Origin of the sequence: Kosakonia oryziphila (genome assembly GCF_900094795.1) — a bacterium.
GTDB lineage: Bacteria > Pseudomonadota > Gammaproteobacteria > Enterobacterales > Enterobacteriaceae > Kosakonia > Kosakonia oryziphila.
The window spans coordinates 17,363-40,503 of sequence record NZ_FMBC01000044.1 but is presented as its reverse complement, the minus strand read 5'-3'; the positions used below and the strand labels follow the sequence as shown (position 1 = coordinate 40,503).

Sequence of the window (23,141 nt, the reverse complement as noted above, 5' to 3'; positions counted from 1 at the left end):
CCGGTCAGCGCACCTTACGGTGCGCTCAGTTCTGAATGCAGAACGCCGGACAGGCCTCCCGGGGTAAGCTCAGCCGCTTTCACCACACACCTGCCCAATCTACCACCCCGGCTCTTGATGGTTATGGCCTTTGCAATCAATGGCTTGCTCCGCCTGCCGGGTAGGCCTCGTATCGGATTTCTGTTCGTCAGGTCATGGTTTTGCTCCACGCTTCCTTCAGACCCCGCCTCACGACGACGCCCTTGCGCTTCACTAGTCCTTCGCCACCATCAGGCTGGACAGGGGACTTTCACCCCCAGGCTGCTGAGCATGCCCGGCACACCGTAAAAAAGGCCGCTCCATGCGGCCTTCTTGCTTTCAGATTTAATGCTTACGCGTAAACCGGGAAGCGCGCACAGATATCCAGCACTTTCTGTTTGGTGCGCTCAATAACCGCTTCATCATTGATGCTGTCCAGCACGTCACACATCCAGCCAGCCAACTCTTTCACTTCTGCTTCTTTGAAGCCGCGACGGGTGACTGCCGGGCTACCGATACGGATACCAGAAGTAACGAACGGGCTCTTCGGATCGTTCGGCACGCTGTTTTTGTTAACGGTGATGTTCGCACGGCCCAGCGCTGCATCGGCTTCTTTACCGGTCAGGTTTTTGTCCACCAGATCCAGCAGGAACAGGTGGTTTTCAGTACCACCAGACACCACTTTGTAGCCACGGTTCAGGAACACTTCCACCATCGCTTTAGCGTTTTTAGCGACCTGCTGCTGGTAAACTTTAAACTCTGGCTCCATCGCTTCTTTCAGCGCCACCGCTTTACCGGCGATCACATGCATCAGCGGGCCACCCTGCGCGCTTGGGAAAACAGCGGAGTTCAATTTTTTGTACAGTTCTTCGCTACCGCCTTTCGCCAGGATCAGGCCGCCGCGCGGGCCAGCCAGAGTTTTGTGGGTGGTGGTGGTCACAACGTGCGCATGCGGAACCGGGTTCGGATAAACACCTGCGGCGATCAGACCCGCAACGTGTGCCATGTCAACAAACAGGTAAGCACCGATGCTGTCGGCGATTTCACGCATTTTTGCCCAGTCAACGATACCTGAGTAAGCAGAGAAACCACCGATAATCATCTTCGGTTTGTGCTCTTTCGCCTGCTTCGCCATGTCTTCGTAGTCAATTTTACCGGACTCATCAATACCGTAAGGGATGATGTTGTACAGTTTGCCAGAGAAGTTAACCGGGGAGCCGTGAGTCAGGTGACCGCCCTGCGCCAGGTTCATACCCAGAACGGTATCGCCCGGTTGCAGCAACGCAGTGTAGACCGCGAAGTTCGCCTGCGAACCAGAATGCGGCTGCACGTTAGCGTAATCCGCGCCAAACAGCGCTTTCGCGCGATCAATAGCCAGTTGCTCCACGATATCCACGTATTCGCAACCACCGTAGTAGCGTTTGCCCGGGTAACCTTCGGCGTATTTGTTCGTCAGCTGAGAACCCTGAGCCTGCATCACACGCGGGCTGGTGTAGTTTTCGGAGGCGATCAGTTCAATGTGCTCTTCCTGACGTACTTTCTCTTGCTCCATAGCCTGCCATAATTCGGCATCATAATCGGCAATGTTCATTTCACGTTTTAACATCCGCATCTCCTGACTCAGCTAGCAAAACAACTCTTTTCGAAGGCCCAATTTGGGGAACGGCTCACAGTATAACTGATTAATAACCCGATAACAGGTCTTGACAAAGGTTTTTACGCAAACGTTTGGCTCCGCATCAGACAAGGGTTTGAGCGATAACCCCATACGTCGAGAAAACGGATTTCTTTTCAGGTTTGTGATGCAAGTTATTCACGTTCAAATCCCTTTACATTGTCGGCACTTTACAAACCTGTACGCTGCGCCATAAGATACATTTTAAATGCATCTTTAAAAATTAACCAAAAAAGGAAGCACTCATGCTCGACGCCCAAACCATCGCAACGGTAAAAGCCACCCTTCCCCTGCTGGCCGCGACCGGTCCCAAATTGACCGCCCATTTTTATGACCGTATGTTTACGCATAATCCGGAGTTGAAAGAGATCTTCAACATGAGCAACCAGCGCAATGGCGATCAGCGTGAAGCGCTGTTCAATGCCATTGCCGCTTATGCCAGCAATATTGATAATCTCGCCGCCCTGCTGCCTGCAGTAGAAAAAATCGCCCAAAAACACACCAGTTTCCAGATCCAGCCGGAGCAGTACAACATTGTTGGCGCGCATCTGCTGGCAACGCTCGATGAGATGTTCAACCCCGGCAAGGAAGTACTGGATGCCTGGGGAAAAGCCTACGGTGTGTTGGCGGACGTCTTTATCAATCGTGAAGCGCAAATCTACAGCGAGCACGCAGAAAAAAACGGCGGCTGGCAAGGCACTCGTGCTTTCCGTCTGCGTGAAAAAATCCCGCAGAGCGCGTTGATCACCAGTTTTGAATTTGAACCTGTCGATGGCCTGCCTATTGCGGATTATCAGCCGGGGCAATATCTCGGCATCTGGCTGAAGCCGGAAGGTTTTGTTCACCAGGAGATTCGCCAGTACTCGCTGACCCGCCAGCCAAATAGCAAAACTTACCGTATTGCCGTGAAACGCGAAGCGGGCGGTCAGGTTTCCGAATGGCTGCACGACGAAGCCAAACCGGGCGATATTGTTCATCTGGCCGCGCCTGCCGGGGATTTCTTTATGGCTATACCGGCTACTACGCCAGTAACGCTGATTTCTGCCGGTGTCGGCCAGACGCCGATGCTGGCGATGCTGGATCAGTTGGTCAAAACGCAGCATTCCGCTCAGGTTAACTGGTTCCACGCCGCGCTTGATGGTCAGGTTCATGCTTTTGCTGATGAAGTCAGCCAGCTTGGTGCTTCACTCAACGGTTTCTACCAGCATGTCTGGTATCAGCAACCGCAGGAGGTCGATCGCGGTCGTTTTCACAGTGAAGGGTTAATGGATTTAACAGCGCTGGAAGGGAAATTTAGCGACCCGTCGATGGAATTTTATCTGTGCGGCCCGGTCGGGTTTATGCAGTTTGCCGCCCAACAGCTTGTGGCGCTCGGCATTGCCAAAGAGAAGATTCACTACGAATGCTTTGGCCCACATAAAGTGTTGTAAATCAGTCTCCCTCACCCTGCGGGGGTGAGGGAAAAATATCAAATCGCGGCGTCGTCTTCTTCGCCCGTACGGATGCGCACCACGCGCGCCACGTCAAAGACAAAGATTTTACCGTCACCGATTTTGCCGGTTTGCGCCGTGCGGATAATGGTATCCACACAGGTATCAACGATATCGTCAGTCACCACGATTTCAATTTTCACTTTTGGCAGAAAGTCCACCATATACTCGGCACCGCGATAAAGCTCGGTGTGGCCTTTCTGACGACCAAAACCTTTCACTTCGGTCACCGTCATCCCGGTGATGCCGACTTCTGCCAGCGCTTCGCGCACATCATCCAGTTTGAAAGGTTTAATAATCGCATCAATTTTTTTCATGGTTTTTCCTTACACGCTCTTACCAGCCTGCTGCATCGTAATCGGTTGTTCACAGTACCATAATCATTTCGCCATTACTCTTTAAAGTCGTTGGCGTCCAGCTCATGTCGGGAGAGCAACTTGTAGAACTCAGTGCGATTGCGCCCCGCCATACGGGCAGCATGTGTCACATTGCCTTTGGTGATTTGCAGCAGCTTACGCAGATAGTTGAGTTCAAATTGATTGCGCGCTTCAACAAAAGTCGGCAGCGCGGTGTTTTCCCCCTCCAGCGCCTGCTCAACCAGCGCATCGCTGATCACCGGCGATGAGGTCAGCGCCACACATTGTTCAATCACATTCACCAACTGACGCACATTACCAGGCCAGGAAGCAGTCATTAAGCGCTTCATCGCATCGGTAGAAAAGGCGCGCACAAAGGGTTTATGCCGATCCGCCGCCTGGCGCAGAAGATGATTGGCCAGCAAAGGAATATCTTCCGCACGCTCGGCCAGCGCCGGTAGCTTGAGGCTCACTACATTCAGGCGATAGTAAAGATCTTCGCGGAATTCGCCGCGCGCCATCGCTTTTGGCAAATCACGGTGCGTCGCCGAAATAATGCGTACATTAATATCAATATCGCGGTTGCTGCCGAGCGGACGTACTTTGCGCTCCTGCAATACACGCAACAGCTTGACTTGCAATGGGATCGGCATATCGCCAATCTCATCAAGAAACAGAGTGCCACCCTCTGCGGCCTGGAACAGACCTTCACGGCTGCTGACCGCGCCAGTAAACGCGCCGCGCGCGTGACCAAACAACTCCGACTCCAGCAACTGCTCCGGTAGCGCGCCACAGTTAATGGCGATAAATGCACTTTTGCTGCGCGGGCTGGCATTGTGGATCGCCTGTGCCAGAACCTCTTTGCCGGTTCCGCTCTGACCGTTAATCAGCACGCTAACATCCGATTGCGCCACCATGCGCGCCTGCTCAAGCAGACGCAGCATCAGAGGACTGCGGGTTACAATAGTTTCGTGCCATTGATCGTCACTGGCGGAGCCGCTATGTTCCAGCGCATCATCGATGGCTTTATACAGCGCATCTTTATCCACCGGCTTGGTCAGGAAACTGAAAACGCCCTGCTGGGTGGCGGCCACGGCATCAGGGATCGAACCGTGCGCCGTCAGGATAATCACTGGCATTCCCGGCTGCACGCGCTGGATCTCCGCAAAAAGCTGCATGCCATCCATCTCATCCATGCGTAAATCGCTGATCACCAGATCGACCTTTTCCCTGGTGAGAATGCGCAACCCTTCCTGTCCGCTTTCTGCGGTGACAACGCTGTAGCCTTCGCTGGTGAGGCGCAACCCCAGCAGTTTCAGCAATCCAGGATCGTCATCCACCAACAACAAGTGGGCAGGTTTACGGCTGGTCATGGTTTCACATCCTCCTGAGTCGCATCCGTTTTCGGCGTGTGAATATTATCGGGTAGATCGGTAGCCGCAGGTTTGCTGCGCGTGGAAAGGCGACGCTCAATATCGGTGAGGGTTTCCAGTTTGCGCGTGGTCGTTTCCAATTGCTCGCGCAGGAACCGCTGTTGCTGACGCAGACTATCCAGCTCGCTGTCAGTGGATTGCTGAAGTTTACTGTAGCGGCTGCGCTCATCGGCAAGCTGCAATTTCGAGGCTTCGCCATCGCGCCAGAGCTGGAAGATCGGACGAACTTGTGCCGGGATAAGCGGACTTAACGCATCCAGCTTGTCGTTATACTCCCGACGTTCCAGTGGCGAAATCTTCGCGCTGGAGAGCAAAATACCGCGCCGGAAAGTGGCCTGCCAGCTTTCATCAGACCATGAACGCGCTTCTGCACGCGCGGCCGCTGGTGCTAAGCGCTGGGCACAATCCATACTGCGCAGCCAGTAGAGTGGGTTATTGTCAACGTCCGGTCCCGATAACGACCAGATATCCTCACAGTCCGTTGCCAGGAAATCAGCCAGTTGATGATCAGGGAGTCTCACTTCCTGGTCATCATGAATGGCGCTTTGCGGCTTCTGCATCACACAGCCCACCAGTAACAGGCAGGGAAGTGCACGAAGCCAGATATTTTGCTGTGTAACCGCGTTAACCACGCGGGAAAAGAGATGCAACATGCTCACCAGATATAGATTCATTAAATGGATTTTTCCGGCGTATTAAGCGGTAACTCAATACGGAAACAGACATCGGCTTTACCGTCCGCCACCAGTTGCAGCTCACCCTGCATACGGCGGAGGCAATCTCTGGCGATACTTAACCCTAATCCGCTTCCTTTCACCGCCCCTTTCCTTTGGTGGCTTCCCTGAAAGAAAGGTTCAAAGATCATCTCTCGTTCGCTTTCAGGGATCGGCGTACCAGTATTTGCCACCTCAATACAAAGCCGATTATCGGCTGTAAAACTGCGCAGATAAATGGTACCGGATTCAGCACCATAGTGCACCGCGTTGGAGTAAAGATTATCCAGCACACTCATCAACAGCATAGGTTCGGCCTGGCAGCTTGCTGCATCCAGTGCGATCTCGGTATGCATCATTTTAGCTCGTGCCGGTAAACTGTGAGCGGAGATCACCATATCAATCAACGGTTCCAGCGCCACCTGTTCCAGTTCGACCGCGCCATCCGCCAGTTTGCGGTTGTAATCAAGCAGTTGTTCAATCAGCTTTTGCAGATTGCGGCTGCTGGCATCAAGGATCTCCACCACCTCTTTCTGCTCCGCCGTCAGCGGTCCAACCACTTCATCAGCAAGCAGTTCCGCTCCTTCGCGCATACTGGCGAGCGGCGTTTTGAGTTCATGGGAAAGATGGCGTAAAAATTGATGACGCTGGGATTCCAGCCAGGCCAGCCTCTCACTGAGCCAGATAATCCGTTCGCCCACATAACGCAGTTCCCGCGGCCCTTTAAATACGACAGAGTGACCCAGAGATCGCCCCTCTCCCAGCCGGTTGATCATCCGCTCGATTCCCTTCACCGGGCCGATGATCATGCGGGTAAACAGCAGCACCAGGCCCAGACTTACCAGGAACAGCACCAACGCCTGCCAGCCGAAAAATTGTCCGCGTTCAGCGATCTCCAGTTGCAGTTGCTGCCCGCGCGAGAACACCACTGCGCGAGTGGATTGCACCATGTCAGTATTAGCGGCGGCAAAGGCTTCAAGCTGCGCGGAAGCCGCTGCCGACGGACTACTGTTTTTACATTGCAACTGAGCAAGATCGCTCAGATCCTGGCGTAACGCCTGGTAGAGTTTGTCATCCGGCAGTACGCCCGCGTGCGCATCAAGCATTTCGCTGTAGCGTTTACGCTGATTCTGGTAAACCCGCGCCAGCGTTGCATCATCCAGCACACAATACTGCCGATAGCTGCGCTCCATTTCGAGCGCAGCATTGGTCATCGCTTCGCTGCGACGTGCGTCAATCAACGTGGTACGGTTGGTATGCAAAGCCTGGGCACTGAGCGCATTCAGGCTTTGCCACGCCTGCCAGGCCAAAACCAGCAGCGGTAATAAAACCAACAGGAACGCCATCATGACCAGTTGGCGCAGCGAGCGGGGAAAAACAGGCCAGCGTTTCAATGCAGTACTCTCGCTAAAAAAGATACCGGAATGCTAACCGATTTAGTAAATACCAGAAACAACAAAGCCGGGTATTAACCCGGCTTTGTTTAAAAATTAGGCGGTGCCTAACTCGACGTTTCGCCCGATATCTGATAAAGCTACGCAATGATCAGCAGTTGGACGGCAGGCACCTTTAAGTGCGTCATTCTGAGTTTATGTAGCGCGTCCCGAAGGGGCTGACATAAGAATGTGAATGAGCCACTGACTGTCATTATGCATGTATTATGCCAATTTATAAATTATTATTTTAATATACTGATTATTAATGAATTTTTACCGACAATTGGTAAAACACTACTGTTTATCATTTCACCAACCTGTCGCTATTCAGCAACACTTGTCAACACGGATTAATAATTACTTTATAATCAATAATTTAAATGTCTCCTTTTAGAGACAGTGAGAAATATCTGTTGTCGGGAAATGCCGACAGTGGAGCGGGCAAAGAAAAAGCCCCCTTCCCGAAGGAAGAGGGCTTGTCTGCAACAGCCGATTAACCCAGTTGCTTACGGGCGTTGCGGAAGATACGCATCCATGGGCTATCCTCGCCCCAGTTTTCCGGGTGCCAGGAGTTAGAAACCGTACGGAACACACGCTCCGGGTGTGGCATCATAATGGTCACGCGGCCGCTTTCGCTGGTTACCGCCGTAATACCGTTCGGCGAACCGTTCGGGTTAGCCGGATAGGTTTCCGTCACTTTGCCGAAATTATCGACATAGCGCAGCGCCACCAGCCCTTTGCTCTCAAGTTGAGCAAGATGCCCAGCGTCACGCACTTCGACACGGCCTTCACCGTGAGAAACGGCGATCGGCATCTGCGAACCGACCATGCCGGCCAACAGCAGCGACGGGCTTTGCGTTACTTCAACCAGGCTGAAACGCGCTTCAAAGCGATCGGAGTGGTTACGCACAAAACGCGGCCACAGTTCGCTACCCGGGATCAGTTCACGCAGGTTAGACATCATCTGGCAACCGTTACATACCCCCAGCGCCAGCGTCTGCGGACGATGGAAGAAGGTTTCAAACTCATCACGTACGCGGTCATTGAACAAAATCGACTTCGCCCAGCCTTCGCCCGCACCCAATACGTCACCGTAAGAGAAGCCACCGCAAGCTACCAGCGCGTGGAAGTTTCCCAGACCACTGCGCCCGGCCAGCAGATCGCTCATATGCACGTCGATGGCATCAAACCCGGCGCGGTGGAACGCTGCCGCCATTTCCACATGGGAGTTAACGCCCTGCTCGCGTAGCACCGCCACTTTCGGGCGCGCGCCAGTGGCAATAAACGGCGCGGCAATATCGTCGTTGATGTCGAACGACAGTTTCACGTTCAGCCCCGGATCGGCATCATTCGCTTTCGCGTCATGCTCCTGATCCGCGCATTCCGGGTTGTCGCGCAGGCGCTGCATCTGCCAGGTGGTTTCTGCCCACCACATACGCAACGTGGTGCGGCTTTCGCTGAACACTGGCTGGCCGTCCGCTTCGATAACAAAGCGGTCACCGGAAACGGCACGGCCAAGATAATGAACATTATCGCCCAGACCGTAGGCCACCAGTACGTTTTCCACCGCCTCGCGATCGGCGGCACGTACCTGAATCACCGCGCCTAGCTCTTCGTTAAACAGCGCCGCCAGACGATCACTACCCAGCGCCGCAACGTTAACATGCACGCCGCAGTGGCCGGTAAAGGCCATTTCAGCCAGCGTGGCCAGCAAACCACCATCGGAACGGTCATGGTAAGCCAGCAGTTTACGATCGGCCACCAGCGCCTGAATGGCATCGTAGAAGCCTTTTAATTGCCCGACGTTACGCACATCCGCCGGTTTGTCGCCCAGTTGACGGTAAACCTGCGCCAGCGCCGTCGCGCCCAGCGCGTTGTTGCCGTTGCCGAGATCGATTAGCAGCAGGGCGTTATCTTCCGTTGAAAGCTGCGGCGTCACCGTATGGCGCACATCTTCCACGCGGGCAAAAGCAGTGATCACCAGCGACAACGGCGAGGTCATCTCACGCTGCTCGCTGCCTTCCTGCCAGCGGGTTTTCATCGACATGGAGTCTTTGCCCACCGGAATGGTCAGCCCCAGTGCCGGGCAAAGCTCTTCACCAACAGCTTTTACCGCCGCATACAGGCCTGCGTCTTCACCGGGGTGACCGGCTGCCGCCATCCAGTTTGCGGATAGTTTGATACGTTTGATATCGCCAATCTGCGTCGCCGCAATATTGGTTAATGCTTCACCCACCGCCAGGCGAGCAGAAGCTGCAAAGTCCAGCAGCGCAACCGGCGCACGTTCGCCCAGTGCCATCGCTTCTCCGTAGTAGCTGTCAAGGCTGGCCGTGGTGACCGCACAGTTAGCTACCGGCACCTGCCATGGGCCAACCATCTGATCGCGGGAAACCATGCCGGTTACCGTACGGTCGCCAATGGTGACGAGGAAGGTTTTTTCCGCCACAGCCGGCAGATGCAGCACGCGATTTACCGCCTCAGCCACAGAAATGCTTTGCGTATTGAAGGTATCGCCAGTTGCCTGACGGGTTTCTACGTCACGCGTCATTTTCGGCGTTTTACCCAGCAGCACATCCAGCGGCATGTCGATAGGCTGGTTGTTAAAGTGCTTGTCATTCAGCGTCAGGTGCTGCGCGTCGGTGGCTTCACCGATCACCGCGTACGGCGCGCGTTCGCGGCGGCAAAGTTCGTCAAACAGCGCCAGTTGATCGGCCGCAACCGCCAGCACATAACGCTCCTGCGATTCATTACACCAGATTTCCAGCGGACTCATACCCGGCTCATCGCTGAGGATATCGCGCAGTTCGAAACGACCGCCACGACCACCATCGCTCACCAGTTCCGGCATGGCGTTCGACAGACCGCCCGCACCAACATCGTGAATAAAGAGGATCGGATTGGCATCGCCCAATTGCCAGCAACGGTCGATCACTTCCTGGCAACGACGTTCCATCTCTGGGTTATCACGCTGTACGGAGGCGAAATCGAGATCCGCATCAGACTGGCCGGAGGCCATAGAAGACGCCGCGCCACCGCCGAGGCCGATATTCATCGCCGGGCCGCCGAGCACGATCAGTTTCGCGCCAACGGTGATCTCGCCTTTCTGTACGTGATCCGCGCGAATATTACCGATCCCGCCCGCCAGCATGATCGGTTTGTGGTAGCCACGCAGCTCTTCGCCGTTGTGGCTGTTCACTTTCTCTTCATAGGTACGGAAGTAACCATTTAGCGCCGGACGACCAAATTCGTTATTGAACGCGGCACCACCCAGCGGGCCGTCGGTCATGATATCCAGCGCGGTAACAATACGCTCCGGCTTACCAAAATCTTCTTCCCACGGCTGTTCAAAACCCGGAATACGCAGGTTGGAAACGGAGAAGCCCACCAGCCCGGCTTTCGGTTTCGCACCGCGACCGGTCGCCCCTTCATCGCGGATTTCGCCGCCGGAGCCGGTCGCCGCCCCCGGCCACGGTGAAATCGCCGTCGGGTGGTTATGGGTTTCCACTTTCATCAGGATATGTGCCGGTTCCTGGTGGAAATCGTAACGGCCTTCCGCGCGATCGGCGAAGAAGCGCCCCACTTCCGAACCTTCCATGACCGCCGCGTTGTCTTTGTAGGCTGACAGCACGAAATCCGGCGTTTGCTCGAAGGTGTTTTTAATCATTTTGAACAGCGACTTCGGCTGCTGCTTACCATCAATCACCCAGTCGGCGTTGAAAATCTTGTGGCGGCAGTGCTCGGAGTTCGCCTGCGCAAACATATAGAGTTCGATGTCGTTCGGATTACGCCCCATACGGGTGAACGCATCCTGCAAGTAATCAATTTCGTCTTCCGCCAGCGCCAGGCCAAGACGCAGGTTCGCGTCGATCAGCGCCTGGCGACCTTCAGTAAGCAGATCAACGCTCTGCACCGGTGCCGGTTGATGGTGTTCAAACAGACGCGCGGCGTCCGCCTGCGAGGTGAATACACTCTCCATCATGCGGTCATGCAGTTCGGCGGCAATCTCATTCCACTGGGCATCGCTCAGGCCCGCCGCATCAACGTAATATGCGACGCCGCGCTCAAGGCGATTGATTTTATTCAGGCCGCAATTGTGGGCAATATCGGTCGCTTTAGAAGACCAGGGAGAGATGGTGCCAGGACGAGGTGTGACGAGCAGCAATTTTCCGGTCGGCGTATGGCTGCCAAGGCTCGGGCCGTATTTCAGCAAGCGCTGGAGCCGTGCGTACTCTTCTTCGGTAAGGCTGTCATTCAGATCGGCAAAGTGAGCATACTCGGCATAAATATTACTGACCGGGAGGTTGGCTGCCTGAAAACGCGCCAGCAGTTTGTTGATACGGAAAGCGGACAATGCAGGCGAACCACGCAGAATTTCCATCATAAGTCTCTCGTCTTCGAAGCGTCAGGGACGCTTTAAGTGTGCACCAGGGGGGAAAACGGGCGTCATTATAGAGAATAGTGCGCGGCGACGAAACCGTTTGCGTCGAAATAAACCATGTCTGATTTTTTAACAATAGCTGTCGCCGACTGCTCTAATTAGTTGCCAACTGGCGTTTTGTTGCGCAAAATGCCGCTCAATCACCGACAAACACTGTTGTTACCACGGTAAAAAATATTCTGAAGCAAAGCACTGTGCAGAGAATTAACTAATTGAAAAAATTTAAGATTAATTATCTGCTCATCGGCATTGTCACCCTGCTGCTGGCAGCGGCTCTGTGGCCTTCCATTCCATGGTTCGGTAAAGCCGACAATCGCATCGCGGCGATCAAAGCGCGCGGGGAGCTGCGCATCAGTACACTTTCCAGCCCGCTGACCTATGCCGTCATTGACGGGAAAACCACCGGGCTGGATTACGATCTGGCACAGCATTTTGCCGATTACCTCGGCGTCAAACTGAAAGTGACCGTGCGGCAGAACATCAGCCAGCTTTTCGACGATCTCGATAACGATGACGCCGATATGCTTGCTGCTGGCCTTGTCTATAACAGCGAACGTATCAAAAACTACCAGACTGGCCCAGTCTACTATTCGGTTTCGCAACAACTGGTTTATCGCGTTGGCGGCTTTCGCCCACGCTCGCTGCAATCGATCACTGCCGATCAGTTAACCATCGCTCCCGGCCACGTTGCGCTGGATGATCTGCGAGAGCTTAAAGAGAAAAAGTATCCAGACTTAAGCTGGAAAGTGGACGAAAAACTGGGCACAACGGCGCTGCTGGAGCAGGTTGTCGAGGGTAAACTGAGTTATACCGTGGCCGATTCAGTGGCAATCAGCCTGTTCCAGCGCGTTCATCCTGAACTGACCGTCGCGCTGGATATCACCGATGAACAGCCCGTGACCTGGTTCAGCAAACGTGATGACGATAATACTCTGTCAGCGGCAATGCTCGACTTCTTCAATAATATGAATGAAGACGGCACGCTCGCCCGTCTGGAGGAGAAATACCTCGGGCACGGCGAAGATTTTGATTATGTGGATACGCGCACTTTCCTGCGCGCAGTGGACAGCGTATTGCCAGACCTTCAGCCGATCTTTGAAAAAAATGCGCAGGAGATCGACTGGCGGTTGTTGGCGGCCATTTCTTACCAGGAGTCGCACTGGGATTCGCAGGCCACCTCACCCACCGGCGTGCGCGGTTTGATGATGTTGACCAAAAATACGGCGCAGAGTCTGGGCTTAAGCGATCGTACTGATGCTGAGCAAAGCATCAGCGGCGGCACCCGCTATCTAGTGGATATGATGAGCAAAGTGCCGGATAGCGTACCGCAGGATGAGAAAATCTGGTTTGCGCTGGCGGCCTACAATATGGGTTACGCGCATATGCTTGATGCCCGTGCGCTGACGGCGAAAACCAAAGGTAATCCCGATAGCTGGGCCGATGTCAAACAGCGGCTACCGCTGCTGAGCCAGAAACCTTATTACAGCAAGCTGACTTACGGTTACGCCCGTGGTCACGAAGCTTATTCTTATGTAGAAAATATTCGTAAATACGAAATTAGTCTGGTGGGTTATCTGCTGGAAAAAGAGAAGCTAGCCACCAAAACCCTGCAACTGGCGCAAAGTTATCCAGCAGTTTCGACAGATGAACTTAACCGCCCGGATTACGGCGTGATGCCATTCAGTGCGCTGGCGCCCAACGTTGCCTTCCTACGTAACCCGTTACTGGTACCCGAAACGCTGGTAAAAAATCCGCTAAAAGTAAATCGCTAATTTTTTCGCTGGCGTGGGTTGCCGGACAACAGCTTCACCTTATCAGGCCTGAAGATTTGTCGAGTCTGGCGGCGATTTCTTCAACGCTTTTTTCTCTATCCGGCGCAGGCGGAAAAAGTCGCTCAGCATAGCCGCACACTCGTCGCGCAATACCCCCTCTTCCATTTCAATCCGGTGATTCATGCCCGGATGATGTAGCACATCCAGCAGCGATCCCGCCGCGCCCGTTTTGGCATCGCGCGCGCCAAACACCAGCCGTCCGATGCGGCTATGCACCATGGCACCGGCGCACATTACGCACGGCTCCAGCGTGACATATAACGTGGTATCGATCAGACGATAATTTTGCAGTACCAGCCCGCCCTGGCGTAGCGCCATGATTTCAGCATGGGCAGTCGGATCGTGGCGGCCAATCGGCCGGTTCCAGCCTTCACCGATCACCTGGTCGTGATAAACCAGTACCGCGCCAACAGGAACTTCGCCCTCATCCCAGGCTCGCTTTGCCAGCGTCAGTGCATAACGCATCCAGTACTCGTGATTCAGTTCAGGGTTGGACAAAGGGAAGTACTCCAGTGATTCAGGCGGGGCGCATTATACACAGCGCCCCGGTCAGGCACTACTCCAGTTGTTGCAGTTCACCGCGCGGCGTAACACGCCAGCGGTGCTGGCAGAAATAGAGCAACGGATTATCCTGCTTGCTATCGCTGTAGCCACTGTACAGGCGCAGCGGTGTGCCGATTTTACGCTCTAACTGCGCGACCTTTTCATGGCCCAGGCAGCGCATTGTTAACACCCAGCCGCCGTTACGCCGTTTGATTTGGCTGGCAATCAGATTCACACGCGGTAGCCAGGGCGTGTCGAAATAGGTCTGTTCCACTAACGATTGTGGCGAACCGGTAATCAGCCAGATATCCGCATCTGCTGCCGCAAGATAGTTAGTCAGCCTTGTCTGGACGACCGGAAATGCCGTTACGCGCCCGCGAAACCAGGCAACAAATCTCTGCTGGAGCGCCAGCAAATGGTGCTCGCTGTGACCAAACGTGCATCCCCACAGCAGCAAGCTCATCGGCCAGCGCGCTGCGCGCCCTTTGATTAATAATCCGCCAATAATTACCGGCAACAGCAGCAATACCAGTAAGACGTTAAGCGGGTGATGGCGCAGTAAATAGCGCAGAAATGTCCCGAACATATCCTGCTGATGCAGTGTGCCATCGAGGTCAAAAAAAACGACGCGGCGCTCAGTAGTAGCCAAATGTTATCCCTCTGCCTTGTTTATCCCTGACCGCCAGCCTCCGGTTGTGGCGATCACTCTTTCATAGCCTAACAGATAGATCCTCACATTTCCGGTAACAGCCGTCCCGGATAATAAGCAGATGCTGTTTATTGCCGGATGCTCTACACTGCCAGCACACAACCATAATCCACAGCCACAATGACAATATCTCACCCGCGCACCTTTCACAGGGCGCAGTGGCGTGGATGGTGCCTGAAAGTAGCGCGCTTGCCGTGATCATCGCCACGGTTGGCACCGGTTTAATTCCGGCAATTCGCCGATTGGATAACTCGCCGCAGGTGGAATCCACCCGTGCGCGGTGAGCGCCTGATCCTGGTCAAAAACTGCTCATCGATGCTTTGTACCAATAGAATTTTTAATTCATAATAATAATCCATTGATGGAATATTAAATTCTTTCGCCCGCTTAGCCGGGTACAGCCACAGCGGCTGATCAGACCTCCCGGAGATGTTATGAACTGTTTGATTCGTATCCGCCAGCGTTACCCTGGTCTTGCGCAGAGCGATAAAAAACTGGCGGAATTTCTGCTGGAAAAGCCCGATCACGCGCGCCATCTAAGCTCACAACAACTGGCCGCTGAAGCGGGTGTCAGCCAGTCGAGCGTGGTGAAATTTGCGCAGAAGATGGATTTTAAAGGTTTCCCGGCGATGAAGCTGGCGATCAGCGAAGCGTTAGCCAGTAATCCGAACCCCTACTCAATTCCGGTGCATAACAAAATTCGCGGTGACGATCCGCTGCGAGTCGTTGGGGAAAAGTTGATCAACGAGTATCAAAGCGCTATGCATGCTTCGCTGGATATCAACAGCGAGGAGAAGCTGCTGGAAAGCGTATGCCTGCTGCGCGACGCACGGCGCATCATCCTGACGGGGATTGGCGCATCCGGACTGGTTGCACGCAACTTCGGCTGGAAGCTAATGAAAATCGGCATTAACGCTGTCGTCGAGCAGGATATGCACGCCCTACTGGCGACCGTGCAGGCCATGGAGCCGGACGAACTCCTGCTGCCGGTTTCCTATACCGGTGAACGGCGAGAGATCAATATGGCCGTAGATGAGACGCTACGCGTGGGCGGTAAGGTTCTGGCAATTACCGGTTTTACGCCTAATGCGCTGCAACAACGCGCAACGCATTGCCTCTATACCATTGCCGAAGAGCAGACGACACGCAGCGCGGCGATCTCCTCCACCAGCGCGCAAATGATGCTGACAGATTTACTGTTTATGGCGCTGGTGCAGCAGGATCTGGAGCATGCGCCGGAGCGTATTCGGCACAGCGAGGAACTGGTAAAAAAACTGGTCTGAACAGGGAATGATCGTATAATGCCCGCCCTGTTCGTGATGTTTCTGAGATTTTCCTGATGGCGCTGTTAATTACCAAAAAATGCATCAATTGCGATATGTGCGAGCCGGAATGCCCTAACGAGGCGATTTCGATGGGCGACAGCATTTATGAAATTAACAGCGACCGTTGCACTGAGTGTGTCGGACACTATGAAACCCCGACCTGCCAGAAAGTATGCCCGATCCCCAATACGATCCTCAAAGATCCCGCGCATGTGGAAAGCGAAGAACAACTGTGGGACAAGTTTGTCCTGTTGCACCACGCCGATAAAATCTAGGCTGTGTCCCGTAATTGGTCGTGCTGGCGACGCTGGGTACAACGCGCGTTATCAAGGCGGAGGATGCAGGGCATAGTGAGCCTGTGTTCAAGTCCGACAACGCAGAGAACGCACTTTTTAAACGCGTCCCGAAGGGCTGAGGCCATTTTTACGCATGGCTGCGTTGCTCACGGCTCATTTGGCTCCCCAAACGTCGCCGTTCGCGCCTTGCCCTGCGTAAAAATGACCATCAGCGCCACTCGCGCACAATTATGGGACACAGCCTAGTTCTCGATAATTACCGTTGCACAGGCGTAGTGGCGCTCATCCGCCAGCGTCACGTGCGTACTGCGCACGCCCATTCTTTCGGCCATACGCTGCGCCTCTTCCCATAAGCGCAGGCTCGGCTTGCCCAGCTCGTCATTAAAGACTTCGAACTGATTAAACGCCAGCCCGTTGCGGATCCCCGTGCCCAGCGCTTTCGCTGCCGCTTCTTTCACAGCAAAGCGTTTTGCCAGGAAACGAATCGGCTGCTGATGCGCCTGATAGATTTCCCACTCATTCGCGCTCAGCACCCGTCTGGCAAGGCGATCGCCGCTACGGGCGATCACCGCTTCGATGCGGGCTATCTCAACGATATCCGTACCAATTCCCAGAATCGCCATTAGCCGCGCGCTTCCAGCATCAGACGTTTCATTTCAGCTACAGCCTCTTTCAGACCACTCATTACTGCACGGCCAATAATCGCATGGCCGATATTCAATTCGTGCATCTCCGGCAGTGCAGCGATCGCTTTCACGTTGTGATACGTAAGGCCGTGGCCGGCATTCACTTTCAGCCCCAGGCTTGCAGCATAGGTTGCCGCTTTGGCAATGCGTTCAAGTTCTTTTGCCTGCTCCGCATCGGTTTTAGCATCGGCATAACAGCCAGTGTGGATCTCAATATAGGGAGCGCCAACCTCGGCGGCGGCGCTGATCTGTTCATCATCAGCATCAATAAACAGCGAAACAAGAATACCCGCTGCCGCCAGGCGCTGACAGGCATCACGCATTTTCTCACGCTGACCGGCAACATCCAGCCCGCCTTCAGTGGTAACCTCCTGGCGTTTTTCCGGCACCAGGCAGCAGAAGTGCGGTTTAGTTTCACAGGCGATCGCCAGCATCTCTTCGGTGACCGCCATTTCCAGATTCATACGCGTGTGCAGAGTCTGACGCAAAATGCGCACGTCGCGGTCGGTAATGTGACGGCGATCCTCACGCAGATGCACGGTGATGCCATCAGCGCCCGCCTGCTCGGCTATAAACGCCGCCTGCACTGGATCCGGGTATGCGGTCCCGCGCGCGTTACGCAGGGTGGCAATGTGATCAATATTGACGCCTAACAGTAATTCAGCCATGACAATCCTCGTATTTTTATGGGTTCCGGCGCGGTCTTCGCCCCGCCTGGCCTGTAATTTTTCCGCTATCGTTTGGGAACAAACGGCCGGAATAGCTCGCGGCTTTTCAGCGGTTTGCCACCAAGATACGGCTTTAACGCAATGCGGGTAAAGCGCTTTGCAGCACGCAGGGTGTCGGCATCCGGAAACTCTCGCTCCGCCAGCGCACGCAGATGTCGCCCGGTAAAAGTGCTGTTATCGATCACCACGCTGGCGATAAAGCCCTTCTCTTCCCGGTAGCGGTAGGTCATGCCATCATCCACCGACTCACCGCTGCCCGCGCAGTGGAGAAAATCCACGCCGTAACCGAGATGGCCAAGCAGCGCCAACTCAAAGCGGCGCAGGATGGGTTCCGGCGTGCCGGTTACGCCAGCCAGCGCCTGAATACAGTGCAGGTAATCAAAAAAGAGTTCCGAGAAACGCGTCTCGTGCTCCAGCACTCTGGAGATAAGTTCGTTGACGTAGAGACCGCTGTAGAGCGTGATACCGCTCAGCGGCAGCGCCAGTGATACCGCTTCCGCGCTGCGCAGGGTTTTAACTTCACCGCGCCCGCTAAAGCGAACCAGCAGAGGGGTAAAAGGCTGTAAAGCGCCTTTCAGACTGGAGCGTTTTGAACGTGCGCCTTTGGCGACAAGGCGCACGCGGCCTGACTCTTCCGTGAAGACGTCCAGCATCAGACTGGTTTCGCTCCAGGGGCGACTATGCAGAACAAATGCGCGCTGCCAGCCTTCCATTAGGTTATGTCCGGCGTTCAGGTTGCAGATGCACAGGCTGCTTTTGCGTAAGCCAGTCGCTGATTGCAAAACTTACGGCCTGGCCGCCTAAATTCATCGAGATGGCACGCTTAGAGATCGTCTACATAACCGAGACTGCGCAAGGCGCGCTCGTCATCGGCCCAGCCGGATTTCACCTTCACCCACAGTTCGAGGTGAATTTTGGCTTCGAACATCTCTTCCATATCTTTACGGGCTTCAATGCCGATGGTTTTGATTTTGGCGCCTTTGTTGCCAATCACCATCTTCTTCTGCCCTTCGCGCTCAACCAGGATCAACCCATTGATATCGTAGCCACCGCGTTCATTAGTGACAAATTGTTCGATCTCCACGGTAACCGAGTAAGGCAATTCGGCACCGAGAAAACGCATCAATTTTTCACGGATGATCTCAGAAGCCATAAAGCGCTGAGAACGATCAGTCACGTAATCTTCCGGAAAGTGGTGAATTGCTTCTGGCAAATGCTTGCGCACGATGTTGGCGATGGTATCGACGTTGGTGCCAGTTTCCGCAGAGAGAGGCACGATATCGAGGAAATTCATCTGGCTTGCCAGGAATTGCAGGTGCGGCAGCAAATCCGCTTTTTCCTGCACGTTGTCAACTTTGTTGACCGCGAGGATCACCGGCACTTTACTGTCACGCAGCTTGTTGAGCACCATTTCGTCGTCCGGCGTCCATTTGGTGCCTTCGACAACAAAAATCACCAGTTCAACATCACCAATGGAACTGCTGGCTGCTTTGTTCATCAACCGGTTAATTGCACGTTTCTCTTCCATATGCAGCCCAGGGGTATCGACGTAAATTGCCTGATATTCCCCTTCGGTATGGATGCCGACGATGCGGTGACGCGTGGTTTGCGCTTTGCGGGAGGTGATCGAAATCTTCTGCCCCAGCAGCTTATTCAGCAAGGTGGATTTGCCAACGTTAGGACGCCCAACGATGGCGATAAACCCGCAATAGCTTTTTTCAGTTTCAGTGCTCATTCCAGCTCCAGTTTTTTCAGCGCCTGTTCGGCTGCAGCTTGTTCCGCCTTGCGACGGCTGGAACCTGTGCCGACCACCGGTTCACTCAGGCCGCTGACCTGGCAGTGGATAGTAAATTCCTGATCGTGCGCTTCGCCACGCACCTGCACCACCAGATAGGAAGGCAGCGGCAGATGGCGACCCTGCAAAAACTCCTGCAGGCGCGTTTTCGGATCTTTTTGTTTATCGCCAGGACTGATTTCGTCCAGACGCGTCTGGTACCAGTTCAGGATTAATTGTTCGACGGTCTGGATATTGCTATCAAGGAATACCCCGCCAATTAATGCCTCAACGGTGTCCGCCAGAATAGACTCACGGCGAAAACCGCCGCTTTTCAATTCACCCGGCCCTAAGCGCAGACATTCACCCAGTTCAAATTCGCGGGCGATTTCCGCCAGCGTATTTCCGCGCACCAGCGTCGCACGCATACGGCTCATATCACCTTCATCCACACGCGGGAAACGATGATAAAGCGCATTTGCAACCACAAAACTTAAAATAGAGTCGCCGAGAAATTCGAGACGCTCATTATGTTTGCTACTGGCGCTGCGGTGGGTTAATGCCTGCTGCAACAGATCCTGATGTTGAAAAGTGTAGCCCAGCTTCCGCTGAAGCCGATTAATTACGATGGGGTTCATGCGATACCAATAAATAAATGCGTCAACAATGCAGCACACGAAACCGACCTGAAAACAAACCAACGCGGTTTCGTGTGCCGTGGCTCTTGTGGGAACCAGTCCTAAACTTCGGGGGAATATTCTATACGCAACGACCGGAGTTGTCGTTAGTCAGATGGGAATAATCTTGGAAATAATTCGGGGCGCAAGCGTAATGATTGCGCCCCGGCTAATTAATGAATTCCGCCGATACGATTCAGGCGTACGCCTGTCGGCCATTCACCTTCTTGTTTCTCGAAGCTCATCCAGATTGCCGTGGCCCGGCCCACCAGATTTTGCTCCGGTACAAACCCCCAGTAACGGCTATCCGCGCTGTTGTCGCGGTTATCGCCCATCATGAAGTAGTGACCCGGCGGCACAATCCACGTACCCAGCGGCTGGTTCGCCTGACGATAGTAGATCCCCAGTTGATCTTGCGCGATAGGCACGGTCAGAATGCGGTGCGTCACATCACCCAGCGTCTCTTTACGCTCGGTCAGACGCACGCCATCGTCCATACTCTGCCCTTTCGGCATCTGGAAGAAACCGCTGCTCGCTTCACCGCCGGTACGACGGCCGAAAGTCTGCACAAAATCGCTCTCTTCCACATTGCTGTAGGTGATTGGCAGTGCGCTACCGCATGCCTGGCCAGAGCTACAGTTCGGCTGCACGGTAACCTGTTTGCTCACTGGATCATAAGTGACCTTATCGCCCGGAAGGCCGACTACGCGTTTGATGTAGTCAAGACGCGGATCGTCCGGGTATTTAAATACGGCAATATCGCCACGTTTTGGATGACCGGTTTCGATCAGCGTTTTCTGGTAAATGGGATCTTTAATGCCATAGGCGAATTTCTCCACCAGAATAAAATCGCCAATCAGCAGCGTCGGCATCATCGAACCTGATGGGATCTGAAAAGGTTCATAAATAAACGAACGCACGACCAGAACAATAGCCAGCACCGGGAATACTGAAGCGCCCGTTTCCAGCCAGCCCGGTTTCGGACCGATTTTCTTCAGTGTTTTTGCATCAAGCGCATCACCTGTCGCAGCCTGCGCAGTGGCCTGACGTTCCCGACGTTTCGGTGCAAAAATAAACTTATCCAGGCACCATAAAATTCCCGTCACCAGCGTCGCGATCACTAGTATCAGGGCAAACATGTTCGCCATGCCAACTCCTTTAGGTTATTTGCTCTCTTTGCCTACGTGCAGAATGGCAAGGAACGCTTCCTGCGGCAGTTCGACGTTACCGACCTGCTTCATACGTTTCTTACCTTCTTTCTGTTTCTGCAGCAGCTTTTTCTTACGGCTGACGTCACCGCCATAACATTTTGCCAGAACGTTTTTACGCAGCTGTTTCACGGTTGAGCGGGCAATAATGTGGTTGCCAATCGCCGCCTGAATCGCGATATCAAACTGCTGACGTGGGATCAGTTCCTTCATCTTCTCCACCAGCTCACGGCCACGGTACGGCGCGTTATCATTGTGGGTGATCAGCGCCAGCGCATCAACGCGCTCACCGTTAATCAGCACGTCCACACGTACCATGTTTGAAGCCTGGAAACGTTTGAAGTTGTAGTCCAGCGACGCATAACCGCGCGAGGTCGACTTCAGGCGGTCGAAGAAATCCAGTACCACTTCCGCCATCGGAATTTCATAAGTCAGCGCCACCTGGTTACCGTGGTAAACCATGTTGGTCTGTACGCCGCGTTTTTCTACGCACAAGGTAATGACGTTGCCCAGGTATTCCTGCGGCAACAGCATATGACATTCGGCGATTGGCTCGCGCAGTTCGTCGATATTGTTCAGCGGTGGCAGCTTGGAAGGGCTGTCGACGTAAACCACTTCTTTGTTGGTGGTCAACACTTCGTAGACTACGGTCGGCGCCGTGGTAATCAAATCCAGATCGTATTCACGCTCCAGACGTTCCTGAATGATCTCCATGTGCAGCAGGCCGAGGAAGCCGCAGCGGAAGCCGAAGCCCAGCGCGGTGGAACTTTCCGGCTCATAGAACAGCGAAGCATCGTTCAGGCTCAGCTTACCAAGCGCGTCACGGAAGTTTTCATAATCATCGGAACTGACCGGGAATAGCCCCGCATAAACCTGCGGTTTCACTTTTTTAAAGCCTGGCAGCGCTTTGTCTGCTGGGTTACGGGCTGTAGTCAGGGTATCGCCGACCGGCGCGCCGAGAATGTCTTTAATTGCGCAGACCAGCCAGCCTACTTCGCCGCATTTTAGTTCGTTACGGTCAATCTGTTTCGGCGTGAAAATACCGAGGCGGTCAGCGTTATAGACCTGCCCGGTGCTCATCACCTTAATTTTGTCGCCTTTACGCATAGTGCCGTTTTTGATACGCACCAGAGAAACCACGCCAAGGTAGTTATCGAACCAGGAGTCGATAATCAGCGCCTGCAACGGCGCATCCGGATCGCCTTCTGGCGGCGGAATATCACGCACCAAACGTTCCAGTACGTCCGGAACGCCGACGCCGGTTTTCGCCGAGCAGCGCACCGCATCGGTAGCGTCGATACCGACGATGTCTTCAATCTCTTCCGCAACGCGTTCAGGATCGGCTGCCGGCAGATCGATCTTGTTCAGTACCGGCACCACTTCAAGATCCATTTCAATGGCGGTATAGCAGTTCGCCAGCGTCTGGGCTTCAACGCCCTGCCCGGCATCCACCACCAGCAGCGCCCCTTCACAGGCAGCCAGCGAGCGGGAAACCTCATAGGAGAAGTCAACGTGACCTGGGGTATCGATAAAGTTGAGCTGGTAGATTTCACCATTGTTGGCTTTATAATCCAGCGTCACACTTTGCGCTTTGATAGTAATACCGCGCTCGCGCTCAAGATCCATCGAATCAAGAACCTGGGCTTCCATTTCGCGATCGGAAAGACCACCGCAAATCTGGATGATACGGTCAGACAGCGTAGACTTACCGTGGTCGATGTGAGCGATGATCGAAAAGTTACGAATATTCTTCATAGAGTGAGATTTTATGCCTTACGAGTAGCTAAGAGGCCTGTTCGCGCCT

20 protein-coding genes are annotated in these 23,141 nt (G+C 54.1%); 5 read left to right on the top strand and 15 right to left on the bottom strand.

The genetic code is table 11. The features are described from left to right. Nucleotides 1–370: 370 nt before the first annotated feature. Nucleotides 371–1,624 carry a serine hydroxymethyltransferase gene (gene glyA, locus GA0061070_RS18645; RefSeq protein ID WP_090137497.1) on the bottom strand — a complete coding sequence of 418 codons (1,254 nt, stop codon included), beginning with the start codon at nucleotides 1,622–1,624 and terminating at the stop codon, nucleotides 371–373. A 314-nt stretch (nucleotides 1,625–1,938) separates the two neighbouring features. On the opposite strand from glyA, the gene hmpA reads away from it, so the two are divergent. After that, nucleotides 1,939–3,123 carry an NO-inducible flavohemoprotein gene (hmpA, locus tag GA0061070_RS18640; RefSeq protein ID WP_090137496.1) on the top strand — a complete coding sequence of 395 codons (1,185 nt, stop codon included), beginning with the start codon at nucleotides 1,939–1,941 and terminating at the stop codon, nucleotides 3,121–3,123. Between the two features lie 38 nt (nucleotides 3,124–3,161). Here the strand turns inward: hmpA and glnB are convergent, their stop codons facing one another. The 5 genes from glnB to purL all read right to left on the bottom strand — a co-directional run bounded on the left by glnB (nucleotide 3,162) and on the right by purL (nucleotide 11,502). Then, nucleotides 3,162–3,500, bottom strand: coding sequence for a nitrogen regulatory protein P-II (gene glnB, locus GA0061070_RS18635; RefSeq protein WP_002438074.1), 339 nt, complete (start codon nucleotides 3,498–3,500; stop codon nucleotides 3,162–3,164). Nucleotides 3,501–3,574: 74 nt separating this feature from the next. Further along, on the bottom strand, nucleotides 3,575–4,912 hold the full coding sequence (gene glrR / locus GA0061070_RS18630; RefSeq protein WP_090137495.1) for a two-component system response regulator GlrR: 1,338 nt from the start codon (nucleotides 4,910–4,912) through the stop codon (nucleotides 3,575–3,577). Next, nucleotides 4,909–5,646: a two-component system QseEF-associated lipoprotein QseG gene (gene qseG / locus GA0061070_RS18625; protein ID WP_090137494.1), complete on the bottom strand. Its 738-nt coding sequence runs from the start codon at nucleotides 5,644–5,646 to the stop codon at nucleotides 4,909–4,911. The genes glrR and qseG overlap by 4 nt, the downstream gene beginning before the upstream one ends. Beyond that, nucleotides 5,646–7,079, bottom strand: coding sequence for a two component system sensor histidine kinase QseE/GlrK (gene qseE, locus GA0061070_RS18620; RefSeq protein WP_090137493.1), 1,434 nt, complete (start codon nucleotides 7,077–7,079; stop codon nucleotides 5,646–5,648). Before qseE ends, qseG begins: the two co-directional genes overlap by 1 nt. Before the next feature lie 535 nt (nucleotides 7,080–7,614). Further along, the gene (gene purL, locus GA0061070_RS18615; RefSeq protein ID WP_090137492.1) at nucleotides 7,615–11,502 is read right to left on the bottom strand and encodes a phosphoribosylformylglycinamidine synthase; all 3,888 of its coding nucleotides are present in this window, start codon (nucleotides 11,500–11,502) and stop codon (nucleotides 7,615–7,617) included. Between the two features lie 269 nt (nucleotides 11,503–11,771). On the opposite strand from purL, the gene mltF reads away from it, so the two are divergent. After that, nucleotides 11,772–13,331, top strand: coding sequence for a membrane-bound lytic murein transglycosylase MltF (gene mltF, locus GA0061070_RS18605; protein WP_090137490.1), 1,560 nt, complete (start codon nucleotides 11,772–11,774; stop codon nucleotides 13,329–13,331). Nucleotides 13,332–13,373: 42 nt separating this feature from the next. On the opposite strand, the gene tadA is transcribed toward mltF, so the two are convergent. Beyond that, nucleotides 13,374–13,889: a tRNA adenosine(34) deaminase TadA gene (tadA, locus tag GA0061070_RS18600; protein WP_090137489.1), complete on the bottom strand. Its 516-nt coding sequence runs from the start codon at nucleotides 13,887–13,889 to the stop codon at nucleotides 13,374–13,376. 58 nt (nucleotides 13,890–13,947) lie between these two features. After that, on the bottom strand, nucleotides 13,948–14,583 hold the full coding sequence (gene yfhb, locus GA0061070_RS18595; RefSeq protein ID WP_090137488.1) for a phosphatidylglycerophosphatase C: 636 nt from the start codon (nucleotides 14,581–14,583) through the stop codon (nucleotides 13,948–13,950). 131 nt (nucleotides 14,584–14,714) lie between these two features. Here yfhb and GA0061070_RS24880 point away from each other — a divergent pair, with 131 nt between their 5' ends. The 3 genes from GA0061070_RS24880 (at nucleotide 14,715) to GA0061070_RS18585 (ending at nucleotide 16,243) form a co-directional block, all read left to right on the top strand. Then, nucleotides 14,715–14,927 carry a hypothetical protein gene (locus tag GA0061070_RS24880; RefSeq protein WP_139109791.1) on the top strand — a complete coding sequence of 71 codons (213 nt, stop codon included), beginning with the start codon at nucleotides 14,715–14,717 and terminating at the stop codon, nucleotides 14,925–14,927. A 150-nt stretch (nucleotides 14,928–15,077) separates the two neighbouring features. Further along, entirely contained in the window at nucleotides 15,078–15,926 is an 849-nt protein-coding gene (locus GA0061070_RS18590) for a MurR/RpiR family transcriptional regulator (protein ID WP_090137487.1), read from the top strand. Between the two features lie 56 nt (nucleotides 15,927–15,982). Continuing rightward, complete coding sequence (locus GA0061070_RS18585; RefSeq protein ID WP_090137486.1) at nucleotides 15,983–16,243, top strand: YfhL family 4Fe-4S dicluster ferredoxin; 261 nt, start codon at nucleotides 15,983–15,985, stop codon at nucleotides 16,241–16,243. Nucleotides 16,244–16,506: 263 nt separating this feature from the next. Here the strand turns inward: GA0061070_RS18585 and acpS are convergent, their stop codons facing one another. The 7 genes from acpS to lepA form a co-directional block, all read right to left on the bottom strand. Beyond that, nucleotides 16,507–16,887: a holo-ACP synthase gene (gene acpS, locus GA0061070_RS18580; RefSeq protein ID WP_090137485.1), complete on the bottom strand. Its 381-nt coding sequence runs from the start codon at nucleotides 16,885–16,887 to the stop codon at nucleotides 16,507–16,509. Next, nucleotides 16,887–17,618, bottom strand: coding sequence for a pyridoxine 5'-phosphate synthase (gene pdxJ, locus GA0061070_RS18575; protein ID WP_090137484.1), 732 nt, complete (start codon nucleotides 17,616–17,618; stop codon nucleotides 16,887–16,889). Before pdxJ ends, acpS begins: the two co-directional genes overlap by 1 nt. 65 nt (nucleotides 17,619–17,683) lie before the next feature. Then, on the bottom strand, nucleotides 17,684–18,391 hold the full coding sequence (gene recO / locus GA0061070_RS18570) for a DNA repair protein RecO (RefSeq protein ID WP_090137483.1): 708 nt from the start codon (nucleotides 18,389–18,391) through the stop codon (nucleotides 17,684–17,686). 110 nt (nucleotides 18,392–18,501) lie between these two features. Further along, the gene (gene era, locus GA0061070_RS18565) at nucleotides 18,502–19,413 is read right to left on the bottom strand and encodes a GTPase Era (RefSeq protein WP_090137482.1); all 912 of its coding nucleotides are present in this window, start codon (nucleotides 19,411–19,413) and stop codon (nucleotides 18,502–18,504) included. Continuing rightward, on the bottom strand, nucleotides 19,410–20,090 hold the full coding sequence (gene rnc, locus GA0061070_RS18560) for a ribonuclease III (protein ID WP_090137481.1): 681 nt from the start codon (nucleotides 20,088–20,090) through the stop codon (nucleotides 19,410–19,412). The genes era and rnc overlap by 4 nt, the downstream gene beginning before the upstream one ends. Nucleotides 20,091–20,302: 212 nt before the next feature. Beyond that, nucleotides 20,303–21,277, bottom strand: a complete 975-nt coding sequence (lepB, locus tag GA0061070_RS18550; protein WP_090137480.1) for a signal peptidase I — start codon at nucleotides 21,275–21,277, stop codon at nucleotides 20,303–20,305. Between the two features lie 15 nt (nucleotides 21,278–21,292). After that, nucleotides 21,293–23,092 carry a translation elongation factor 4 gene (lepA, locus tag GA0061070_RS18545; RefSeq protein WP_035888216.1) on the bottom strand — a complete coding sequence of 600 codons (1,800 nt, stop codon included), beginning with the start codon at nucleotides 23,090–23,092 and terminating at the stop codon, nucleotides 21,293–21,295. Nucleotides 23,093–23,141 lie beyond the last annotated feature (49 nt).

Excerpts from the sequence above, each read along its gene's own strand:
- qseG (WP_090137494.1), bottom strand. The coding sequence starts at position 5,646 with ATGAATCTATATCTGGTGAGCATGTTGCATCTCTTTTCCCGCGTGGTT.
- rnc (WP_090137481.1), bottom strand. The coding sequence starts at position 20,090 with ATGAACCCCATCGTAATTAATCGGCTTCAGCGGAAGCTGGGCTACACT.
- lepB (WP_090137480.1), bottom strand. The coding sequence starts at position 21,277 with ATGGCGAACATGTTTGCCCTGATACTAGTGATCGCGACGCTGGTGACG.
- acpS (WP_090137485.1), bottom strand. The coding sequence starts at position 16,887 with ATGGCGATTCTGGGAATTGGTACGGATATCGTTGAGATAGCCCGCATC.
- GA0061070_RS18585 (WP_090137486.1), top strand. The coding sequence starts at position 15,983 with ATGGCGCTGTTAATTACCAAAAAATGCATCAATTGCGATATGTGCGAG.
- glyA (WP_090137497.1), bottom strand. The coding sequence starts at position 1,624 with ATGTTAAAACGTGAAATGAACATTGCCGATTATGATGCCGAATTATGG.
- glnB (WP_002438074.1), bottom strand. The coding sequence starts at position 3,500 with ATGAAAAAAATTGATGCGATTATTAAACCTTTCAAACTGGATGATGTG.
- lepA (WP_035888216.1), bottom strand. The coding sequence starts at position 23,092 with ATGAAGAATATTCGTAACTTTTCGATCATCGCTCACATCGACCACGGT.
- purL (WP_090137492.1), bottom strand. The coding sequence starts at position 11,502 with ATGATGGAAATTCTGCGTGGTTCGCCTGCATTGTCCGCTTTCCGTATC.
- hmpA (WP_090137496.1), top strand. The coding sequence starts at position 1,939 with ATGCTCGACGCCCAAACCATCGCAACGGTAAAAGCCACCCTTCCCCTG.
- recO (WP_090137483.1), bottom strand. The coding sequence starts at position 18,391 with ATGGAAGGCTGGCAGCGCGCATTTGTTCTGCATAGTCGCCCCTGGAGC.
- era (WP_090137482.1), bottom strand. The coding sequence starts at position 19,413 with ATGAGCACTGAAACTGAAAAAAGCTATTGCGGGTTTATCGCCATCGTT.
- pdxJ (WP_090137484.1), bottom strand. The coding sequence starts at position 17,618 with ATGGCTGAATTACTGTTAGGCGTCAATATTGATCACATTGCCACCCTG.
- GA0061070_RS18590 (WP_090137487.1), top strand. The coding sequence starts at position 15,078 with ATGAACTGTTTGATTCGTATCCGCCAGCGTTACCCTGGTCTTGCGCAG.
- glrR (WP_090137495.1), bottom strand. The coding sequence starts at position 4,912 with ATGACCAGCCGTAAACCTGCCCACTTGTTGTTGGTGGATGACGATCCT.